The organism is Pseudomonas sp. Z1-12 (assembly GCF_051132015.1).
GTDB lineage: Bacteria > Pseudomonadota > Gammaproteobacteria > Pseudomonadales > Pseudomonadaceae > Aquipseudomonas > Aquipseudomonas zanjanensis.
In genome coordinates this window covers 6567638-6588361 of sequence record NZ_CP071647.1, presented here as the reverse complement: position 1 = coordinate 6588361, position 20724 = coordinate 6567638, and the positions used below count along the sequence as shown (strand labels likewise).

At 64.4% G+C, this 20724-nt stretch carries 15 protein-coding genes; 11 read left to right on the top strand and 4 right to left on the bottom strand.

The genetic code is table 11. From position 1 onward, the window contains the following. Positions 1-29: 29 nt before the first annotated feature. The 4 genes from J3P85_RS28930 to tssA form a co-directional block, all read right to left on the bottom strand. A complete protein-coding gene (locus J3P85_RS28930; protein WP_003177228.1) occupies positions 30-518 on the bottom strand; it encodes an Hcp family type VI secretion system effector in 489 nt (162 codons plus the stop codon). Between the two features lie 223 nt (positions 519-741). Continuing rightward, entirely contained in the window at positions 742-2238 is a 1497-nt protein-coding gene (tssC, locus tag J3P85_RS28925; RefSeq protein ID WP_186710263.1) for a type VI secretion system contractile sheath large subunit, read from the bottom strand. A gap of 2 nt (positions 2239-2240) precedes the next feature. Continuing rightward, positions 2241-2747: a type VI secretion system contractile sheath small subunit gene (gene tssB, locus J3P85_RS28920; protein WP_003177230.1), complete on the bottom strand. Its 507-nt coding sequence runs from the start codon at positions 2745-2747 to the stop codon at positions 2241-2243. Positions 2748-2828: 81 nt separating this feature from the next. Further along, positions 2829-3860 (bottom strand): type VI secretion system protein TssA, encoded by a 1032-nt coding sequence (tssA, locus tag J3P85_RS28915; RefSeq protein ID WP_434704312.1) that lies wholly within the window; start codon positions 3858-3860, stop codon positions 2829-2831. A 416-nt stretch (positions 3861-4276) separates the two neighbouring features. Here tssA and tagH point away from each other — a divergent pair, with 416 nt between their 5' ends. The 11 genes from tagH to J3P85_RS28860 all read left to right on the top strand — a co-directional run bounded on the left by tagH (position 4277) and on the right by J3P85_RS28860 (position 20654). After that, the gene (gene tagH, locus J3P85_RS28910) at positions 4277-5803 is read left to right on the top strand and encodes a type VI secretion system-associated FHA domain protein TagH (RefSeq protein ID WP_434704311.1); all 1527 of its coding nucleotides are present in this window, start codon (positions 4277-4279) and stop codon (positions 5801-5803) included. A gap of 68 nt (positions 5804-5871) precedes the next feature. Further along, a complete protein-coding gene (gene tssJ, locus J3P85_RS28905) occupies positions 5872-6378 on the top strand; it encodes a type VI secretion system lipoprotein TssJ (RefSeq protein WP_060740022.1) in 507 nt (168 codons plus the stop codon). Between the two features lie 15 nt (positions 6379-6393). Beyond that, the gene (gene tssK / locus J3P85_RS28900; protein ID WP_434704310.1) at positions 6394-7728 is read left to right on the top strand and encodes a type VI secretion system baseplate subunit TssK; all 1335 of its coding nucleotides are present in this window, start codon (positions 6394-6396) and stop codon (positions 7726-7728) included. Positions 7729-7734: 6 nt separating this feature from the next. Then, positions 7735-9045, top strand: coding sequence for a DotU family type VI secretion system protein (locus J3P85_RS28895; RefSeq protein ID WP_411385965.1), 1311 nt, complete (start codon positions 7735-7737; stop codon positions 9043-9045). Further along, a complete protein-coding gene (gene tssM / locus J3P85_RS28890; RefSeq protein ID WP_434704309.1) occupies positions 9042-12542 on the top strand; it encodes a type VI secretion system membrane subunit TssM in 3501 nt (1166 codons plus the stop codon). Before J3P85_RS28895 ends, tssM begins: the two co-directional genes overlap by 4 nt. Continuing rightward, complete coding sequence (tagF, locus tag J3P85_RS28885) at positions 12539-13192, top strand: type VI secretion system-associated protein TagF (protein ID WP_411385963.1); 654 nt, start codon at positions 12539-12541, stop codon at positions 13190-13192. The genes tssM and tagF overlap by 4 nt, the downstream gene beginning before the upstream one ends. Further along, the gene (locus tag J3P85_RS28880) at positions 13193-13924 is read left to right on the top strand and encodes a PP2C family protein-serine/threonine phosphatase (protein WP_186710243.1); all 732 of its coding nucleotides are present in this window, start codon (positions 13193-13195) and stop codon (positions 13922-13924) included. Then, positions 13921-17022: a serine/threonine-protein kinase gene (locus J3P85_RS28875; protein ID WP_434704308.1), complete on the top strand. Its 3102-nt coding sequence runs from the start codon at positions 13921-13923 to the stop codon at positions 17020-17022. The genes J3P85_RS28880 and J3P85_RS28875 overlap by 4 nt, the downstream gene beginning before the upstream one ends. Further along, positions 17022-17738 carry an ABC transporter ATP-binding protein gene (locus J3P85_RS28870; protein WP_434706438.1) on the top strand — a complete coding sequence of 239 codons (717 nt, stop codon included), beginning with the start codon at positions 17022-17024 and terminating at the stop codon, positions 17736-17738. Before J3P85_RS28875 ends, J3P85_RS28870 begins: the two co-directional genes overlap by 1 nt. Further along, entirely contained in the window at positions 17738-18934 is a 1197-nt protein-coding gene (locus tag J3P85_RS28865) for an ABC transporter permease (RefSeq protein WP_434704307.1), read from the top strand. Before J3P85_RS28870 ends, J3P85_RS28865 begins: the two co-directional genes overlap by 1 nt. Beyond that, positions 18927-20654: a formylglycine-generating enzyme family protein gene (locus tag J3P85_RS28860; protein WP_434704306.1), complete on the top strand. Its 1728-nt coding sequence runs from the start codon at positions 18927-18929 to the stop codon at positions 20652-20654. Before J3P85_RS28865 ends, J3P85_RS28860 begins: the two co-directional genes overlap by 8 nt. Positions 20655-20724 lie beyond the last annotated feature (70 nt).

The following is a 20724-nucleotide window of genomic DNA, read 5'->3' as shown; positions in this document are numbered from 1 at the left end:
CCGGCGCGTGGCACCGGGGGCGTGTTCGATTACACCTTGATGTTCTGACGGATGTTCCAGCCGAACTTGACCGGGCCGCCTTCCTTGGTGCCGTCGGCTTTCTGTGGCTGGTAGTCCACCAGCACCTTGGCGAAGTTCAGGGTGACGTTTTCGGTCAGGCGATCATCGCTGCCCGAGCCGCCGGTGCTCAGGGACGTGACCAGCACTTCTTCCAGGTTGATGATCATGTACTCGACCTGGCTTTCACCGCCGGCCTTGCGCACGGTCAGCTTGACCTTGTCGATGTGCTTGCCGCTGGCGCAGTGCATCATCAGGTTCGGCGACGCCTTGTCGACGTACTTGGTCAGGGACAGGTCCTGGACGTTGACCTTGCCCGCACCACCGCCGCTGCCCACGTGCATGTTGCCGGACTGGGACATGCCCCAGCTCCAGTTCAGGACGTCGATCTCGTCCTTGTGGGCCTTGTCCATGGACTCGCCCTTGATGTCGCCAATCTTGATGAAAATATCAACAGCCATGTTTTCTCCCTGTGTGGTCTTTACCACATTGTTTGGTTGACGCTGACCTTGCGAAATTACTGCTGTCGAACGTTACGCAGGCGATCTCCAATCCACTGAAGACCCCTTGTGGGAGCGAGCTTGCTCGCGATAGCGGAGTGTCAGGCATGCTCATGACAACTGATCCACCGCCATCGCGAGCAAGCTCGCTCCCACATTGGCCCTTGTACCGCTCAGTAAAGCTTTACGCGCCCTTGGCCGAAGGCAGTTTCGATACCAGGCGCAGCGACACGGTCAGCCCTTCGAGCTGGTAGTGCGGGCGCAGGTAGAACTTGGAGTTGTAGTACCCCGGGTTGCCTTCGACTTCTTCGACGATCACTTCAGCGGCAGCCAATGGATGCTGGGCCTTGGTGGTCTCGGTGGAGTGCGCCGGGTCACCGTCGACGTAGTTGAGGATCCAGTCCTGCAACCAGCGCTGCATCTCGTCCTTCTCTTTGAAGGAACCGATCTTGTCGCGCACGATGCACTTGAGGTAATGGGCGAAGCGGCAGGTGGCGAACAGGTACGGCAGGCGCGCGGCCAGGTTGGCGTTGGCGGTGGCGTCCGGGTCGTCGTATTCGGCCGGTTTCTGCAGCGACTGGGCGCCGATGAAGGCCGCGAAGTCGGTGTTTTTCTTGTGCAGCAGCGGCATGAAACCGTTCTTCGCCAGTTCCGCTTCACGGCGGTCCGAAATGGCGATTTCGGTCGGGCACTTCATGTCCACGCCACCGTCGTCGGTCGGGAAGGTGTGGGCTGGCAGGTTTTCCACTTCGCCGCCGGACTCCACGCCACGGATGCGCGAGCACCAGCCGAAGTGTTTGAACGAACGGTTGATGTTCACGGCCATCGCGTAGGCGGCGTTGGCCCAGGTGTACTTGGAGCTGTCGGCGCCGTCGGTGTTTTCTTCGAAGGCGAAGGCTTCCACCGGGTCGGTCTTGGCGCCGTACGGCAGGCGCGCCAGGAAGCGCGGCATGGTCAGGCCGATGTAGCGCGAGTCTTCCGATTCACGCAGCGAGCGCCAGCCGGCGTATTCCGGAGTGGTGAAGATCTTGGTCAGGTCGCGCGGGTTCGACAGTTCCTGCCACGAGCCCATGCCCATCACGGTCGGCGAGGCCGCGGCGATGAACGGCGAGTGCATGGCCGCGCAGACTTTCGACAGTTCGCCCAGCAGTTCCACGTCCGGTGGCGACTGGTCGAAGTAATAGTCGCCCACCAGGCAGCCGTAAGGTTCGCCGCCGAACTGGCCGTACTCTTCTTCGTACATCTTCTTGAAGAGCGGGCTCTGGTCCCACGCGGTGCCCTTGAATTTCTTCAGGGTCTTGTGCAGGTCTGGCTTGGAGATGTTGAGCACGCGGATCTTGAGCTGCTCATCGGTCTCGGTGTTGTTGACCAGGTAGTGCAGGCCACGCCAGGCGCTTTCCAGTTGCTGGAAGTCCGGGTGATGGATGACCTGGTTGACCTGGGCGGTGAGCTTGGCGTCGATGGCGGCGATGATCGATTCGATCGACTTGATGGCGTCGTTGGACACCAGGTCGGTCTGCGCCAGGGCCTGCTCGGCCAGGGTGCGCACGGCCGTTTCAACGGCTTCGCGGGCACGCTCGGTCTTGGGCTTGAATTCTTGCAGCAGCAGGGACGCAAACTCGCTGGTTTCTTGGGTGGCGCCCAGGTTCTGCACGCCTTCGCGGGCGGTATTGTCAGTCATGATCATTGGTCCTGTGCTGGCTTCGGCGCGCTCGCCAGGGCCTGCAACAGCGCTGGGTCCTTGATCGCCTTCATGATGATTTCTTCGGCACCGGTCTTGCCGTCCATGTAGGTCAGCAGGTTGGCCAATTGGGTGCGCGCTTCGAGCAGCTTGTTCAGCGAGTCGACCTTGCGGGCGACGGCCGCCGGGCTGAAGTCGTCCATGCTTTCGAACGTCAGGTCCAGGCTCAGGTTGCCTTCGCCGGTCAGTTCGTTAGGCACATGGAACGCCACGCGCGGCTGCATGGCCTTGAGGCGCGAGTCGAAGTTGTCGACGTCGATCTCGAGGAACTTGCGGTCGGCCACCGGTGCCAGAGGCTCGGCGGGCTTGCCGGCGAGGTCGGCCATGACGCCCATGACGAAGGGCAACTGGACCTTTTTCTCGGCGCCGTAGAGCTCGACGTCGTACTCGATCTGCACTCGAGGCGCGCGGTTGCGCGCGATGAATTTCTGAGAACTTTGCTTCGCCACGTTGCTGCTCCTGGTCGCTTGAGCGACGGTGTTGGCGTCATCGGGGGTGCCGGTGACGTGACTGCGTGATCCGCTCGCTTTTTATTCGCTGTCTGGGCCGCGCAGGTTTTCAAATTGGCTCATGCCGTCGGGAATCAGGTTGCGCACGATGGCCGCGAAGTCGGCGTGCACCAGATTCTTGGCCCGGTTCAACAGCACCGGCAGCGGGCTGGAGGGCTCATGACGGGTGTAGTAAGCGAGAATCCGGTCCAGGCTGCGCAGCACGTCGTCGCGGTTGTTGATGTCGCCGCTGACGGTGTTGGTATTACGCTGTGCGCTTGTGACACTTGCATGTTCGGTGGGCGCTGCGCTGTCGTCGCTGACGGGCTCGGCCTGGGCGTTGTCGCCACTCTGCGGGGCGAACTGACCGAGAATCTGCAGGGCCATTTTCAACGGTTGCTTCAACGGGCCCAGGTCCACGCCTTGGGCGGAACCGACCTGGTCGCTGACCTGCTGCTCGATGGCTTCGGCGGCGCTGCGCGCTTCCAGCAGGGCGGCACGGGTGATCTCCAACTGCTCGGGATCGCTGTCGAGCAGGGCCCCGGCGAGCTGTTCGGCGCCGAGATTTTCATCCGGGAAACTTTGCAGGCCGCTGGCATTGGCGGCGGCGCGCAGGCTGACGGCCCCGAAGGTGCGCGAACGGGTCAGGATGCTCTCGCGCAGCAGGCGGATGGTGACATCGGACGTCAGGCCGGCGAGGGCATTGATGCGCACGGTGGGGTCGTTGTCATCATCGGCGTCCAGGCGCGGATGCAGTTCGGCCCAGTATTGCTTGAGCAACTCGCTGATCAGCGTCAGCACACGGGCCATGCCCGGCAGGCCTTCGAGGGCCAGGGAGCTTTGCATCAGGTAATGGGTGATGCGCAGGTCTTTGCTGCGCGCAAGCAAGTCCAGGCTCTGTTGCTGGATGCTGCGCCATTCAGGGGGTTCGGCAGGCAGGATCGAGTCGCCCATGCTGCGCTCGGGTTGGCCTCGGGAGTCGCGCTCCAGGCGCAGGAAATCCGCGTCATATTCCAGGTCTTCACCGCACGGCGAAGTCGCGGAAACGGCGGCGAGCAGCAAAGGCACATCCACTTGGATCGATCTCCCTATCACCCGCTTGAAGAAGTCGGGCAGTTCACACGCAAGTTTCGGATGAAACTCCACATGTTCCTTGACGGTAATGGCCCTTTAGATCTGCGATGATTTTAAAGTGCCATCATGTATATTCAAGAAGTTGTGCATTTTTGGTGTAGTACTTATCGCTTGTCAAGGTAAGCTATTTCGCCTGTGTATGCCCTATGTAACAGTTGTGATGCGCTTAACAGCCTGCCCGACCCACCGGTCGAAGCGGCAACTGACGTGGGGTTTTTGTCACGCAAGCCGGTTATGATCAGCAATCATGCTGGCAAAAAGCCGTTCCCACGGTTGTTGGCAAGGTTGCCGGCGGGTCGTCAGGGCTTCAAACCCTTACTCCCGCCCGCGCGCGAAGTATTCAGCAAGGAGGCAAGATGCCGCTGTGTTTGACTATCACTAGTTATCACAAAATTACCCCAGGCCAGTGTTCTGAAAAGTCCATGGACCAGGGGGTGATGGCAATTGGCCGCAATTCCGATAATGACTGGGTATTACCGGACCCCGAGCGTCTGGTTTCCGGTAAACATTGCGTTATCCAATACAAAGACGGGCGTTATTACTTGACCGATAACAGCACCAATGGTGTGGAATTGGTCAAGGCCGGCGTGCGCCTGCGCAAGGGCAACAGCGAACCCCTGCAAGACGGCGAAGTGATCCGCATTGGTGATTATGAAATCCAGGCTCGCGTGGATTTCAGCCTGCCGGTCACCGACAGCAACCCGTTCGCCGAGTCCCCCAGCAGTTTCGAGGCCTTGATGGGGCAACAGAGCGCGCCGGTGTATGCGCCGTCGCCGGTTCCCGGACCATCGCCGGTCCAAGTACCTGCGCATTTCCAGGGTGTGTCGGCCATGGACACGCTGCCGGACCTGTTCGATTTCTTGGCGCCGAGCAGCGTCCCGCCGGCCACCCAGCCTGACCATGTCCCGGCCGAGCAACACAATTTCCGCCCGCCGACGCCGATTACCCAGCCGAGCCCGCCGCCGGTGATCGAGCCAGTGATAGCGCCGTCCGCCTCGATGATTCCGGACGACTGGGACCCGTTCAGCGACAAGCCTGCGCCGGTGGCGGTTGCGCCGCTGCCCGTGGCCCCGCCGCCGGTGCCGTTACCGCCGGTGGTCGAGCCAGTCGCGACGCCTGTTGCGCAGCCGCCGCTCGCCGACATCTTTGCTGACATCATTGCACCGCCGCCGGCCCCCGTGCCTGAAGCATCGGTCACCCGCGTCGAGCCCTCGGTCGCACCGCCAGTTGCGCCAGTTGCTCCGGTTACCCCGATGGCTCCAGTAAGTCCGACTGCTCCGGCCGAGTCTGCCCAGCCCGACTTGCTGCAAGCCTTCCTGCGCGGTGCCGGGCTGGACCAGTTGCGCCTGGACAAGGCCAACGCCGAAGCGCAGATGGAAAACATCGGGCGCAGTTATCGGTTGATGGTCGAAGGCCTGATCGATGTCCTGCGCGCCCGCAGCAGCCTCAAGGGTGAATTCCGTATCCAGCAGACGATGATCCAGCCGGTGGAAAACAACCCGCTGAAGTTCGCCCCCAATGTCGATGAAGCCCTGTTGTTGCTGTTGCGCCACGGCAACCAGGCGTTCATGGCCCCGGACGCGGCGGTGCGCGACAGTTTCGATGACTTGCGGGCGCACCAGTTGGCGGTGATGGCCGGTGTTGAGGCGGCCATCAAGCATTTGCTGGGGCGCTTCGAGCCGTCGCAACTGGAAGAGCGCATGGCCAAGCCCGGCGGACTGTCGGGTATTTTCAGCGGCTCGCGACAGGCCCAGTACTGGCAGCAATTCACCGAGCTCTACAGCAACATTTCCCGGGAAGCCCAGGAGGATTTCCAGGACCTGTTCGGTCGCGAGTTCAGTCGCGCCTACGAAGAACACAGCACGCGACAGCGACGCCGTTGAGCGGCGTCGCCTTATAACAATACTGATAAGCCCACAACGGATAGCTCAAACGTCATTGAGGACGCAGGATGATTCCCAGGTTTTTACTCGCAGTTGCCACCGCGCTTCTGCTGACGGCGTGCGCCAAGGATGCGGCCAACCCCCAGCCCGAAGAAGCTGAGGCCGACACCGCCGCCATCGAGCTGCATTTCCATGCCATTGCCGGCCTCAACCCCGGCGCCACCGGCCAACCGGCCCCGGTCCGGGTGCGCATTTTCGAACTGAAAAATGCCGCGACCTTCGGCCGCTCCGATTATTTCGCCTTGGCCGAACGGGCCCAGGCCACGCTGGGCGCCGACCTGATCGACCAGGACGAGGTGCTGATCCAGCCCGGTCAGCAACTGAGCCTGCAACGCGACCTCGACCCGGCCACGCGGCACATTGGAATACTGGTGGGCTATCGCGAGCTGGACCAGTCGCTGTGGCGCACGGTGATGAATGTCCCGGCGCGCGAATACACCGAATACCAGATCAGCCTCGATGTGCGCGCCGTGCGCAGCGCCGTCGTCGTTCCCCCATCCAGCCCTGCCCAATAAGCAATCGGAGCCCCCATGTCCTGGAACAATCGCGTGGTCTGGTCGGAAGGCATGTTCATTGGAACGCAGCACTTCCAACAGCATGACCGTTACCTGGAAAACCTCATCGACGCCCGCAGCCGCCCGTTGTCGGCCGGCGCCTGGGGTTTTTCCGAATTGCTGATCGACCAGGGCCTGCTGGCCCAGGGCAAGCTGGCGATCATCTCGGCGCGGGGCCTGTTGCCGGACGGTACGCCGTTCAATATTCCCCAGGATGACCTGGCGCCAACCCCGCTGAACGTCGATGACAACCTGCGCGATGGCCTGGTGTACCTGGCCTTGCCACTCAAGCGTGCCGGTGCCCGCGACACCGTGGATGAAGGCGAAGAGCTCGGCGCTGCGCGGTATGTGAGCCAGGTCTGCGAAGTGCGCGACGACAACGCACCGTTCGAAAACCGCGCGCCGGTGGCCCTCGGCTCCCGGGCGCTGCGGTTGTTGACCGAACAGGATGGCATCGGCGACTACGCCGCGATCGGGGTGGTGCGCATCAAGGAAAAACGCGCCGACCGTGCGCTGGTGCTCGACGACGCCTACATTCCGCCGCTGCTGGATGTCATCGCCTCCAAACCGTTGGCGGCGTTTCGCAGCGAATTGCTGGGCCTGTTGCACCAGCGTGGCGAAGCCCTGGCCGGGCGGGTGGTGGCGTCGGGTGCCGGTGGCGCCTCGGAAATTGCCGACTTCATGCTGTTGCAACTGGTCAACCGCGCCCAGCCGCTGATCCAGCACCTGAGCCAGTTGAGCCCGCTGCACCCCGAGCGTTTCTACAGCGAACTGGTGAGCCTGGCCGGGGAGTTCTCCACGTTCACCGCCTCCGGGCGACGACCGCAACAGTACCCGCCTTACCAGCACGATGACCTGGCGCTCAGCTACGCGCCAGTGATGCAGGCCCTGCGCGAAGCCCTGTCGATGTTGATCGACAGCAAGGCGACGCCGATTCCGATTGTCGAAAAAGCCTACGGCATCCACGTGGCGATGCTGGCCGACAAGACCCTGCTCGACAGCGCCAGTTTCATCCTGGTGGTGCGCGCCGACGTGCCGGCCGAAACCCTGCGCAGCCGCTTCGGCCAGCAGAGCAAGGTCGGTTCGGTGGAACACATCCGCGACCTGGTCAATCTGCAATTGCCGGGCATCGGCCTGTTGCCGTTGCCGGTGGCGCCACGGCAGTTGCCGTACCACGCCGGTTCCACCTACTACGAACTCGATCGGGGCAGCGACCACTGGCAGCAGTTGAGCAACTCCGGCGGTTTTGCGTTCCACATCGCCGGCCAGTTCCCTGGACTGAACCTGGCGTTCTGGGCGATCCGAGGATAAACCGCGATGAGCAACGACGATCGTACCCAGTTCATGCCGACGCCCGGTGGCCGTGGCGCCGATCCCTTTCGCCCGGACCCTGGCCGGCCCCAGCCTGCGCCGGCGTCCGCGCCGCTGTCGATGCCGGCCGCGCCGGTCCTGACCGGCAAGGCCCAGGGCCTCAACCCGCTGGAAAGCGCCGCCGGTCCGTTGCTGGCCTTGCTGACGCGCCTGCGCAACACCATCGCCCACCCGGCGCCGGCCAGTTTGCGTGCGCAACTGCTGGCCTACCTGCGCCAATTCGAAGAGCGCGCCGAGGCCGCCGGCGTGGTGCGCAACGATGTGTTGCTGGCCCGCTACGCCTTGTGCACCGCCCTGGACGAAGCGGTGTTGAGCACCCCATGGGGCGGCACCAGCGACTGGGGCAAGCAAAGCCTGCTGATCACCGTGCACAACGAAGCCTGGGGCGGCGAGAAGGTGTTCCAGTTGCTGGAGCATTGCCTGCAAAGCCCCCGCGAGCGCCTGTATCTGCTGGAGTTGCTGTACCTGTGCATGTGCCTCGGTTTCGAAGGGCGCTACCGGGTAATGAACGACGGTCGCAGCCAACTGGAAGCGTTGCGTGAGCGCACCAGCGCGGTGATCCGCAGCGCCCGGGGCGACTACGAGCGCGAGCTGTCGCCGCACTGGCGCGGGGTCACCGTGGCCCGCGATCGCCTGGCGCAATTCATGCCGCCGTGGATCGCCGTGGCCATCGGTGTGGCCCTGCTGCTGGCGTTACTGTTCGGCCTGCGCATGAAACTGGCCTCCGATGCCGAGCCGGTGTTCAAGAACATTCATTTCCTCGGTGAGATCCCGGTGCAGACCATCGACCGTCCCGTGGTGCAGCCGAAAGTGATCGAGCGCCCACGCCTGGCCGGCTTCCTTGCCGACGAAATCCGCGCCAACCGCATTGCGGTGGAAGATGCCGTCGACCGCTCGGTGGTGACCATCCGTGGCGATGAGCTGTTCGCCTCGGGCAGCGCCAGCATCAAGGACGATTTCCAGCCGTTGATGCTGCGTATCGCCGATGCGGTGCGCAAGGTCAAGGGTCAGGTCCTGGTCACCGGCCACAGCGACAATCGGCCGATCGCCACCCTCCGGTTCCCGTCCAACTGGGCGTTGTCCGAAGCGCGGGCGCAATCGGTGCTGCAAATTCTCTCGGCCAAGACCGGCCAGCCCGAGCGCTTCAGCGCCGAAGGCCGCAGCGACACCGAGCCGCTGGCGTCCAACGCCACCACAGAGGGGCGTGCGCGCAATCGTCGGGTTGAAATCACAGTATTGGCGGAGGGGGTCGAGTGAAGGCGTTTTTCAGTTTTATGACCCGCTGGGTCATCCCATTGCTGGGGCTGATCGCCCTGAGCCTGATCATCTGGTTCGTCGGCCCGCTGCTCGATTGGCTGGTGCCCGAAGGCCGGCGCTGGGCCTTGATCATCTTGGTGTTCGCGGTGTGGATCGCCTACCGGGTGTTCCGCATTATCCAGGCCCGCCGTCAGGCCGCCGAAGTGATGCGCAGCCTGGCCGCGCAAACCCCGCCGGACCCGACCAGCATCGCCACCGCCGAAGAACTCGAAACCCTGCGCCAGCGCATGGACGAAGCCTTGGCCTTGCTCAAGAAAGCCAAGCTGGGCGGCGACGAGCGCCGTAACCTCTACGAGCTGCCGTGGTACGTGATCATCGGCCCGCCGGGTTCGGGCAAGACCACCGCCCTGGTCAACTCCGGGCTGCATTTCCCGCTGGCCGCGCAATTGGGCGCCGGTGCCGTGCGCGGTGTCGGCGGTACGCGCAATTGCGATTGGTGGTTCACCGACCAGGCGGTCCTGCTCGACACCGCCGGCCGCTACACCACCCAGGACAGCGACGCGACCATCGACAAGGCCGCGTGGCTGGGCTTCCTCGGCCTGCTGAAAAAACAACGGGCCCGACGTCCGATTGACGGGGCGTTCATCGCCATCAGCCTGTCCGACCTGCTGCTGGGCAGCGACGCCGAGCGCGCCGCCCATGCCGCGGCGATTCGCTTGCGGATTCAGGAGTTGTACACCCAACTGGGCGTGCGCTTCCCGATCTACCTGATGCTCACCAAGCTCGACCTCGTGCCCGGGTTCATGGAGTATTTCGACACCCTGAGCAAGGAAGAGCGCGCCCAGGTCTGGGGCATGACCTTCGCCCTGGACGACGGCAAGAGCAACGACAGCCCGCTGGCGCACCTGCAAAGCGAATTCACCGGCCTTGAGCAGCGCCTCAACGACCGCCTGGTGGAGCGCCTGCAACAAGAGCGTGACCCGGCGCGGCGTGATCTGATCTATGGCTTCCCGCAGCAGTTCGGCGCCTTGAAGGATTGCCTGCAAAGCTTCCTCGAAGGCGTGTTCAAACCCAACGCCTTCGAAGAGCGGGTGTTGCTGCGCGGTGTGTATTTCACCAGCGGCACCCAGGAAGGCAGCCCGATCGACCGCCTGATCGGCTCCATGGCCCAAAGCATGAACCTGGACCGCCAGCACTTGGCGCGCCAGACCGGCACCGGGCGCAGCTACTTCATCGAAAAACTCTTTACCGCTGTGGCTTTCGCCGAGCGTGGGCTGGTGGGCGTCGACCCGAAAGTCGAGCGTCGGCGTAAATGGATCGCCCGCGGTGTGCTGGCCTCCACCGTGGTGTTGGTGCTGGTGGTCAGCACGTTGTGGTGGGTCAGCTACCGCGCCAACCAGGCCTACATCGCCCAGGTCGATCAGAAGGTCGCGCCATTGGGCCAGACCGTGCAGAACCTCAGCCCGGCACAACGGGATGTGCTCGCCGTGTTGCCGCTGCTCAACGCCGTGAAGCACCTGGCCGACGACGCCCCGAGCTGGGCCGAAGGCCTGGGCCTGTACCAAGGGGACATGCTTGAAGCCGAGTCCGGCAGCGTCTATCGCAAGCTGCTGATCGCGGTGTTCGCGCCACGCCTGCTGACGCGCATCGAAGAGCAACTGCACAGCGGCGGCAATTCGGATTTTCTCTATGAAGGCTTGAAGGCCTACCTGATGCTCGCCGACACCGAGCATTACGACGCCGACTTCATCAAGGCCTGGATCGCCCTGGATTGGGACCGCAGCCTGCCGCGGGACTTGCCGGCCGAGCAGCGCCAGGCCCTGACCGGGCATTTGCAGGCGCTGTTCGAACGGCGTCCGCCCCTCGCGCGCCTCGACCCACGCCTGGTCGAAGACCTGCGCCGCCAGTTGCAGCAATTGCCGGTGGCCCAGCGGGTCTATGACCGAATCAAGCGCCAGAAACTGCCCGAAGGCATCCCGGACTTCCGCATCAACGAAGCCGCCGGGCGTGACGCCGCGCTGGTGTTCAGCCGCAAGAGCGGCAAGCCATTGGGCGAACCCTTGAGCGGGTTCTTCACCGTCAAGGGCTACCGCCAGGGTTTCTTGCTCAGCAGCCTGAGCCAGACCGGCACCCTGGCCGAAGAGCAATGGGTGCTGGGCCACGAAGAGGCCGACCAGCAGAACGTCGCCAGCCTGGCCGCCGACGTGCGTCGCCTGTACTTCCAGGACTATCTGCGCCAATGGGACGCCTTGCTGGCCGACATCGACTTCGTGCCGATCACCAGCGTGGCCCAGGCCGCCGATGTGCTGCGGGTGATTTCCGGCCCGACCTCGCCGTTGAAAAAGCTGCTGGTGGCGGTGGCGAAGGAAACCGACCTGCAACAGGATGAGCGCCTGCTGGCCGCCCAAGGTGCGCCGGTAGAAGGCGGTGTGGATAAGCTCAAGGAACGCCTGGGCAGCTTGCTCGGGCAGGAACAGGCGACGTCAAGCGCGCCGACGGCCAGCGATGACCCGATCACCGCGCACTTCGCCGAACTCAACAGCATCGTCAGCAAAAGCGAAGGCGAGCCGGCAGCCATCGACGGCTTGCTGGCGGACATGAACGCCTTGTACGTGCAGGTCAGCGCCATGGTCGGTGCCAGCGGCGACGCCTTGCTCGGCGAAGCCAAGAACCAGGCCTCGGCCGCCGCCACCCGCGTCAGCCTCAACGCCGAACGCCAGCCGCCGCTGGTGCAGGGCCTGGTCAAGTCGGTGGTCAACTCCACCACCAACAGCATGATGGGCGGGGTGCGCAATCAACTGAACGCCGCCTGGACCAGCGAAGTGGTGAACATCTATCGCCAGTCCCTGGCCGGGCGCTATCCGATGTCGCCAGGCAGCGCGCGGGACGCGACCCTGGATGACTTCGGCCAGTTCTTCGGCGTCGGCGGGGTGATGGACAACTACTTCCGCAAGTACCTGCAACCCTATGTCGACACCTCGACCCCGACCTGGCGCTGGCAGCCGGGCGCGGCGCAGAAGCTCGGCATCGCCCCCGGCGTGCTGCAGACCTTCCAGCGCGCGGCGACCATTCGCGATGCGTTCTTCCGTTCCGGCGGCACCCAGCCAATGGTGCGTTTCGAACTCAAGCCGGTGGCGATGGACTCGACCATCACCCAGTTCCTGCTCGACCTCGACGGCCAGCAATTGAGCTACGACCACGGCCCGAGCCGCCCGACCGCCATGCAGTGGCCGAACCCGGGCAGCATCGGCGTGGTGCGGATCTCGATCATGCCGCCGTCGTCCAACGGTCGCTCCGGCATCACCCTGGATGGGCCGTGGGCCTGGTTCCGCCTGCTGGAGCAATCGGACCTGACCGCCGGCAACTCGCCGGATCGCTTCAACCTGCGGCTGCGGGTCGATGGCGCCAGCGCCTCTTATGAGCTGCGGGCCAACAGCGCCTTCAACCCGTTCAAGAGCCGGGTGCTCAGCGGCTTCAGCCTGCCGGAGCGGCTATGAGTACACCGGGCTTCTATGGAAAGTTGGCCAGCCGCGGCGATTTCGTCAGCCGAGGCTTGCCCCAGGGCTTTATCGGCCCGTGGGATTCGTGGCTGGCGGCGGGTTTGCTCGCCAGCCAGACCAGCCTCGGCGAGCGCTGGCTGGACGCCTATCTCGTCAGCCCGTTGTGGCGCTTCATGGTCGCGCCAGGAGTGTGTGGCCCGGACGCCGCTGTTGGGGTGGTGATGCCGAGCATCGATCGGGTCGGTCGTTATTTCCCGCTGACCATTGCCGTGCTGCTGGAGCCCGACGCGGACCCGGCCTCGGTGGTGGGCGGCGCGGACGAGTGGTTCGAGCGGGTCGAGAACCTGTTGTTGAGTACGTTGAGCGTCGAGGCCAGTTTCGAGGCGTTCAACGAACAACTGGAAACCCTCGGCAGCCCGATGTACCTGCCGCGCACGCCGAGCAGCCGTTTCGCCAGCCTGCATCGCTTCGATGCCAGCGACCCGCAGCGGCGCATGAGCGCCCTGGCCGAGGCGGCCTGTGAAGGCGTGAGCCTGTGGTGGGGCCAGGGATCGGAGCGCATTGCCCCGGGTTTGATGCGCTGCCAGGGATTGCCGGCGGCGGCTGATTTTGCGCAATTTTTGCTCGGCCAAGAAGGTGTTGTGTAGATGCGTCCAAGTGCCGGAAAAGCAATCAAGTCTGCAAGCAAGAGCCATGTCGGGATGGTCCGCCAGGTCAATGAAGACGCCTGCCTGGACCTGCCGGAAAACGGCCTCTGGGTCGTGGCCGACGGCATGGGCGGGCACGCGGCGGGCGACTACGTCAGCAGCCTGATCGTCGACAGCCTGCGCGGCATTGCCGTGGGGCGTTCGCTGGACGAATACGTCGCGGCGCTGCAAAGCGACCTGCTGCGGGTCAACGCCGCCGTGCGGGAAGAAACCGCCAACCGTGGCGTGACGATGATGGGCAGCACCGTGGTGGTGCTGGCCGTCCGCGACCTGCGTGGCATGTGCCTGTGGGCCGGTGACAGCCGTTTGTATCGCCTGCGCGACGGCGTGCTCGAAGGCATCTCCCGGGACCACAGCTATGTCCAGGACTTGCAGGACAGCGGCCTGCTCAGCGAAGCCGAGGCGCGCGTGCATCCACGGGCCAACATCGTCACCCGGGCCATCGGCGTCGAGGCGCAACTGAACGTGGCGCTGACCGAACTGCTGCTGGTGCCTGGCGACAGCTACTTGTTGTGCAGCGACGGGCTGACCAAGACCGTCGAGGACGATGAAATCCGCGAAGTGTTGAGCCACGACGAGCCCGGCGAAATCGCCAGCAGCCTGGTGTCCCTGGGCCTGATGCGCGGCGCGCCGGACAACATCACCGTGGTGGTCGTGAAGGTGCCGTCATGAGCTTGACCTTGAACATTGTCATCCCCGGCTACGACATCGAAGGGCCGATCGGCGAAGGTGCGATGGCCAGCGTGTACCTGGCGACCCAGCGTTCGCTGGAGCGCAAGGTGGCGTTGAAAGTCATGGCCGCCGCCCTGGCCGCCGACCCGACTTTCTGCGAGCGTTTCCTGCGCGAAGGCAAGACCCTGGCGCGCTTGTCGCATCCGCACACCGTCACCATCCATGACATCGGCAACGTCGGTGAGCTGTATTACATGGCGATGGAATACCTGCCCAACGGCACGCTCAAGGAACGCATCGCCGCGGGCCTGACGCCGGAGCAGGGCCTGACCTACATTCGCCAGATCGCTTCGGCACTGGGTTATGCCCACGGTTTGGGCCTGGTCCACCGTGATGTCAAGCCGGCCAACATCCTGTTCCGCGCCGATGGCACGGCGGTGCTCTCGGACTTCGGCATCGCCAAGTCCCTCGATGACCGTACTCAGTTCACCCAGGCTGGTTTTGCTGTGGGTACGCCGAGCTACATGAGCCCGGAACAGGCCCGTGGGCAAGACATCGACGGCCGTGCCGACCTGTACGCCCTGGGCGTGGTGCTCTACGAAATCCTCGTCGGCAAACTGCCGTACACCGGCAATGACGCACTTTCCACGGCCCTGGCGCACCTGACCGAGCCGTTGCCGGAGTTGCCGGTGCATCACGGCCGTTACCAGGACGTGTTGCGCAAGTTGCTGGCGAAGGACCCGGCGGAGCGTTTCCCGGATGCGGCGGCGTTGCTGCGGGCGTTGGATAACCTGCCTGAGGCATCGGCGGAAGCGACGCTGATCCGGCCGTTGTCGTTTGAATTGCCGGCCACGCCGCCTGCGGTGGATGACTTGGCGGGCTTGACGCCCATGTCCATCGACATTCCCAGCGGCCCGGCTTATTCCCCTCCGCCGTCACTACCGCAGTCCAAACCCGTTCCGCCGCCGATAAAACCGACGGTTCAGTCCTCGGTGTCGGAACAGCGCAAGGGGCCGGTGTTCGCCCTGGCCGCCGTCGCGGTTGCCGTGGCGTTGGCGTTGGGTGGCGCGGGTTATTGGTGGTTGGACGGTGACGATGGCAAGGACGTGAAGACGCCCGTGGCCACGAACACCTCGGTCAAGCCACCGGAAGTGAAGCCGCCGAAGGCCCCGGAAGTGCCAGCGGTCAAACCGCCCGTCGTCCCTGCGGCTCAGCCCCCCGTGGCGACCGAGGCCGATGGCGGCCAGCGTCCGCTCTTGATGGCCGGCAAGAAAACCCTGTTCCAGCGCGTGCTCAGCAAGCCGGGGGCGAAACTCGCCGAGGCGCCGGGCGCCGCACCGGGCAAGGCCCTGCCAGCGTTTTCGGTGTTGTACGTGTACCAGCGCAAGGACGTGGACGGCAGCGCCTGGGTGCGCGTCGGCGCGGCCACTGACGGGCGCAGCGACGGCTGGTTGCCCGCCGCCCAGGTCAGCGACTGGAAGCAGAGCCTGGTGCTCAAGTTCACTGAACGTTCCGGCCGTGCGCCGGTGATGTTCCTGCGTCAGCCCGGCGAGGTGGAAAAGCTCCTGGCTAACCCTTCGGCGGCCAAGAACGTGCTGCTCAAGGCCCAGCAGAGCCCCCAGGAAGACCAACAAGTGCTGGCCCTGGAACCGGCCGCCAGCGCCGTGCCGCAGAGCCAGTTCTACCTGTTGCCGATCTTCGATTCCCGCGAGAGCCTCGATGAGAACGGCCAGCCGGTGCAGTTGCTGAATGTCGCCTCCATCGACCCAGGCAACACGCCGAGGGCTTCGAACAACAACACGCCGATCACCACTGCCAACGCCGATGCATTCCGCACCGCCGTAGTGCTGGTGGTGGACACCACCGTGTCGATGCAGCCCTACATCGACCAGGTGCGCGATGTGGTCCATCAACTGCAAACCCGCATCGCCGAGCGCGGCGAGTTGGACAGTGTCAGTTTCGGCATGGTGGGTTTCCGCAGCAGCATCCAGAAAACCCCAGGCCTGGAATACGTCGCCAAGACCTTGATCACCCTCGAACAGGGCCGCGACCCGCGACGCTTCATGGCGCTGGCGCGGCAGGTCAAGGCCTCCACGGTGTCGAGCCATTCGTTCAACGAAGATGCGTTCGCCGGGGTCATGGAAGCCGTCGAAGGCATGGACTGGTCCGGTTACGGCGGGCGCTTGATCCTGTTGGTCACCGACGCCGGCGCACTGCGCAAGAACGATCCGTTTGCCGCCACACAAATGAACGAGGCCGAAGTGCGCCAGGCGGCACTGGGCAAGCAAATCAAGATCTACGCCTTGCACCTGCTCAGCGACGCGGGCAAGAAAACCCATGCCGGCGCCCAGAGCCAATACCGGATCCTGACCGCCGACGCCAACCCGCAGATCGGCGACCTGTACATTCCGGTGCCGGGCGCGGATGTGCGCAAATTCGGCGAGCGGGTCGACGAGATCGGCTCGGTGTTCGCCGACCTGGTGCACCAGGTGCGCAGCAACAAGCCGCAAAGTGTGCCGCTGCTCAGCGCCGCGCCGAGCCTGGCCGACAAATCGGCCGCGGTCGGCTACGCGATGCACATGGACTTTTTGGGCCGTAAATCCGCCAGCCAGGCGCCGCAACTGGTCAGCGCCTGGACCGCCGACCGCGACCTGACCAACCCGGCGCTGCCGGCGTTCCAGGTCTGCGTGATGCTGACCAAGCTGCAACTCAACGACCTGCAGCAGTCGCTGAAACTGATCGTCGACGCGGCCCGCAAGACCCAGAGCTCGCCCAAGGATTTCTTCCAGGAAATCGCCAGCGCCAGTGCCTACATGAGCCGCGACCCGTCGGCCCTGCGCAAGGGCGGCAACCTCGCCGACGGCGGGATTCTTGGCGAGTACCTGGAAGGGCTGCCGTACCGCAGCAAGTCGCTGAACATGACCCAGGACCTGTGGCTGTCCTTGAGCGTGGCCGAGCAGGAAGATTTCATCGACGAGCTGGATTCGAAAATCCGCCTCTACGAAACCTTCCACAACGACCTCGCCAACTGGGTGCGCTTCGGCGACGCCGAGCCGGGCGACGCCTTGTACCGCGTTCCGTTGTCGACGCTGCCGTGATGCTGACCCTGAACGCCGTGCACAAAAGCCGGGGCGCCGGCAGCCAGCGCTACAGCCTGGTGATTCCACGGCTGCATTTGCGCGGCGGTGAACAACTGGCGGTGGTCGGCCCCAGCGGTTGCGGCAAGAGCACCTTGCTGGACTTGCTGGCGCTGGTATTGGCGCCGGATCAGGCCGGGCAGTTCGATTTCACGCCCGCCGACACGCCGCTGGACATCGCCAAATTGTGGCGTGCGTCGCAACAGGGCACCTTGGCCGAGCTGCGCAGCCGTTACCTGGGTTATGTTCTGCAAACCGGCGGCCTGCTGGGTTTTTTGGATGTGCGTGGCAACATCGCGTTGTCGCGCAAATTGCTGGGCTTGAAGGATGACGCTAGCGTGACGCGCCTGGCTGGGCAGTTGGACATTGCCGATCAACTGGACAAGAAACCGGCGGACTTATCCGTCGGCCAACGCCAGCGGGTCAGTTGTGCCCGGGCGTTGGCCCACGGCCCACGCCTGTTGCTGGCCGATGAGCCGACCGCCGCCCTCGACCCGCTGAACGCCGAGCGCGTCATGCAGTTGCTGGTGGCCCAGGCCCGCGAACACGGCGTCTGCTGCGTAGTTGCCACCCACGACGAAGCGCTGGCCCGGGCCAGCGGTTTGCAGGTACGGCGCATCAGTTGCCGTCGCGATGCCGACGGCGGTGTCACCGCCACCCTCGGGGAGGCTTGCTGATGCGCGGCGCGCTGATGGCTTCCCTGGCCTGGCAGGATTACCGCAACGATGCCTGGCTGTCGGCCTGCTCGGTGCTGGCTTTGGTGGCCGTGGTGGCGCCGTTGCTGGTGTTGTTCGGCCTGAAGTTCGGCCTGGTCAGCAGCCTGACCGAGCGCTTGCAGAACGACCCGGCCACCCGGGAAATCATCCCCTTGGGCGGCGGTCGCTTTGGTGCCGAATTCATCGACCAATTGAGCCAGCGCGGTGATGTGGCCTTTGCCTTGCCGCGCACCCGGCAGATCGCCGCCACGGCGGATTTGAGCAGCGAGGCGTCGGCTGTCACGGTCGAGATGATCCCCACCGCGGCCAACGATCCGTTGTTCGATCACTTGCCGGTGCCCCAAGGCTTGGATCAAGTGGTGCTCAGCCAGACCGCCGCTGAAAAACTCGGGGCCAAGGCGGGTGATTGGCTGCAGGCCAGTTTCGGCCGGCAGATGGCCGGTCGCAGCGAGGCCCAGCGCACCCGCGTGCAGGTGCTGCAGGTGCTGCCACTGGAAGCCTTCGCCCGGGACGGCCTGTTTGCGCCGTTGGCGTTGCTGGAGGCGGCGGAGGATTACCGCGACGGCCGTGCCGTGCCTGCGTTCGGCTGGCCGGGCGATGCGGTGGGCGAGGCCGGGCAGCGCGTGTATCCGGCGTTTCGCTTGTATGCTCGCAGCCTCGGCGATGTCGAGCCGCTGCGGCAGTATTTCGCCGGGCAGAACCTGTTGGTATCGACCCAGGCCCAGACCATCGCACAAGTGCAATCGTTGAGCCGCAACCTGTCGATCGTGTTCTGGATCATCGCCGGGTTGGCCTTGGCCGGCGCGTTCGCGGCGATCTTTGCTGGCGCCTTGGCGGCGGTCGAGCGTAAGCGGCGGGAATTGTCGGTGTTGCGCCTGTTGGGGGTTTCCACCGCGGCGCTGTTGCTGTTCGTGGTGTTGCAGGCGCTCTACAGCGCCACGTTTGCGGCCCTGCTGAGTGCCGGCCTGTATGGCCTGGCGCAGTCGGGCCTGAATTATTTATTTGCACAGATGCCTGGCGAATACGCCAGTCATCTGTTGGTGCGTCACTACACCTTGGCCCTGGTGGCCGTGCTCGGCGTCAGCGCCGTCGCGGCGGCTTGCGGCGGCTGGCGAGTGGCGCGCATCCAGGCGTGTGAAGGAATTCGCGATGTATAAGTTATTAGGCGCCGCCGTGGCGCTGAGCCTCGCCAGCCTGACATGGGCTGATGAAGCCACGGACAAGCTGGACAACCCCAAGCCATTGCCCGACGACGTCAGCCTGCCGCTGCCGTGCGAAGGCCAGATGGTGTTCCGCTACGTCTACATCCTCGCCCAGGGCACCCTGGACGACCGCGAGATCAGCCTCGGCTACCCGTTCAGCGAAGGCGAGGCGGGCTATCAGCAGTCGTTCATTTCCGGCTACCGGCGCGACTTCATCAACGGCCAGTTCACCCTCAAGGACCTGCCCAAGGATTGGAATACGACCATCACGCCGTTGATGCCCAAGACCGACGCCAAGACGCCGCTCAAGCCGATGCTGTACTTCATTGGCAAGTACGAGGTCACGGCCCGGCAATACGCCCAGGTCATGGCACAGGCCCAATCGCTTGCCAGCGGTGAGCCGGCGCCAGCCTGCGAAACCTTGCAAGCCGAGTTGCCCCAAGGCGTGGCCGGGCGTTTGCCCAAGGTGAAACTGTCGAAATTCGAGGCCGAGCGCTTCTCGGCGGTGTACAGCGCCTGGCTGATGAAATACCACAAGGACCTGCTGCCGGTCAGCGGTCGCGGCACCTCCGCCGAAGACGGCGGGCTGGGTTTCGTGCGCTTGCCAACGGAAGTCGAGTGGGAATTCGCTGCCCGTGGCGGCCAAGCTGTGAGCCGTCAGGACCTGGAAGGGCGCCTGTTTCCTCGACGCCTGGAAGGCAGTGAAAGCGACGGCCCCCTGGCCGATTGGGCGGTGTTCAACCAGGTCGCCGGCGGCACTGGCCAGGCGGCGCGGCTGATGCCCATCGGCACCAAGCTGCCGAACCCCATCGGCTTGTTCGATGTGGTGGGCAACGCGGCCGAGATGGTCCAGGAATCCTTCCAGTTGGTGCATGCCGGTCGCCGCCAGGGCGCCTATGGCGGCTTCGTGGTCAAGGGCGGCAACTATCTGGAAGGCGAGGGCACGCTGTTCACCGGCATGCGCCGCGAGTACCCGTTGTTCACGGCCGATGGCACCGAGCAAAGCAACGAGACCACCGGTTTTCGCGTGGCCGTCGGCGCGTTGTCGGCGCCGCGTTCGCGCTACAAGGAATTGTTCGCCCAATGGCAGAAAGAGGGGCGGCTCGCGTCGCTGACCGACGCCATCGACGATGCCGACGACCCGACCAAGCGCCTGGACAGCATCATCGCCGCCAGCGTCGATCCGCGCCTGCAAGCCGAACTGGGCCTGGTCAACGAAGAGCTCAAGCGCAACGTCTCGCTCATCGCCCAGCAGCGCGAGGAAGCGGCGGGCAACCTGATCCAGTCCTCGGCCCTGGTGGCCGAGACCGTCAACAACTACAACATTCGCCTGACCAATCTGCAGAACAGTCGGCAAGCCGCCTTGGACGCCAAGGACGAGGCCAGCGCCACGCTGTTCGCCACGGCCATCGACAACGGCCGCAGCGCGCTGGATGGCGCGGTGGCGATCTACATCGACAACCTGGCCACCGGCACGCGCTACACCGATGCCGTGATCCAGGCGCAGTTTCAGCGCATCAAGGAAGAATTGGAGCGCAAACCGGTGCTGGGCAAGAGCCTGGTGGCGCGTGCAACGTTATTCGTTCGTCATGTCGGGGATTATCGTCAGCAAAAACGAGCCGACCCGGCGGCGATATTGAAGGAATTGCTCGCATCGAACGCTCAGCGGTCTTGAGTGTTCGTTGTCAGCGAGCTTGGAAGGGACTCAGGCGGCGATAGCGCCGTGCTGAGCTGGTCAACACTTA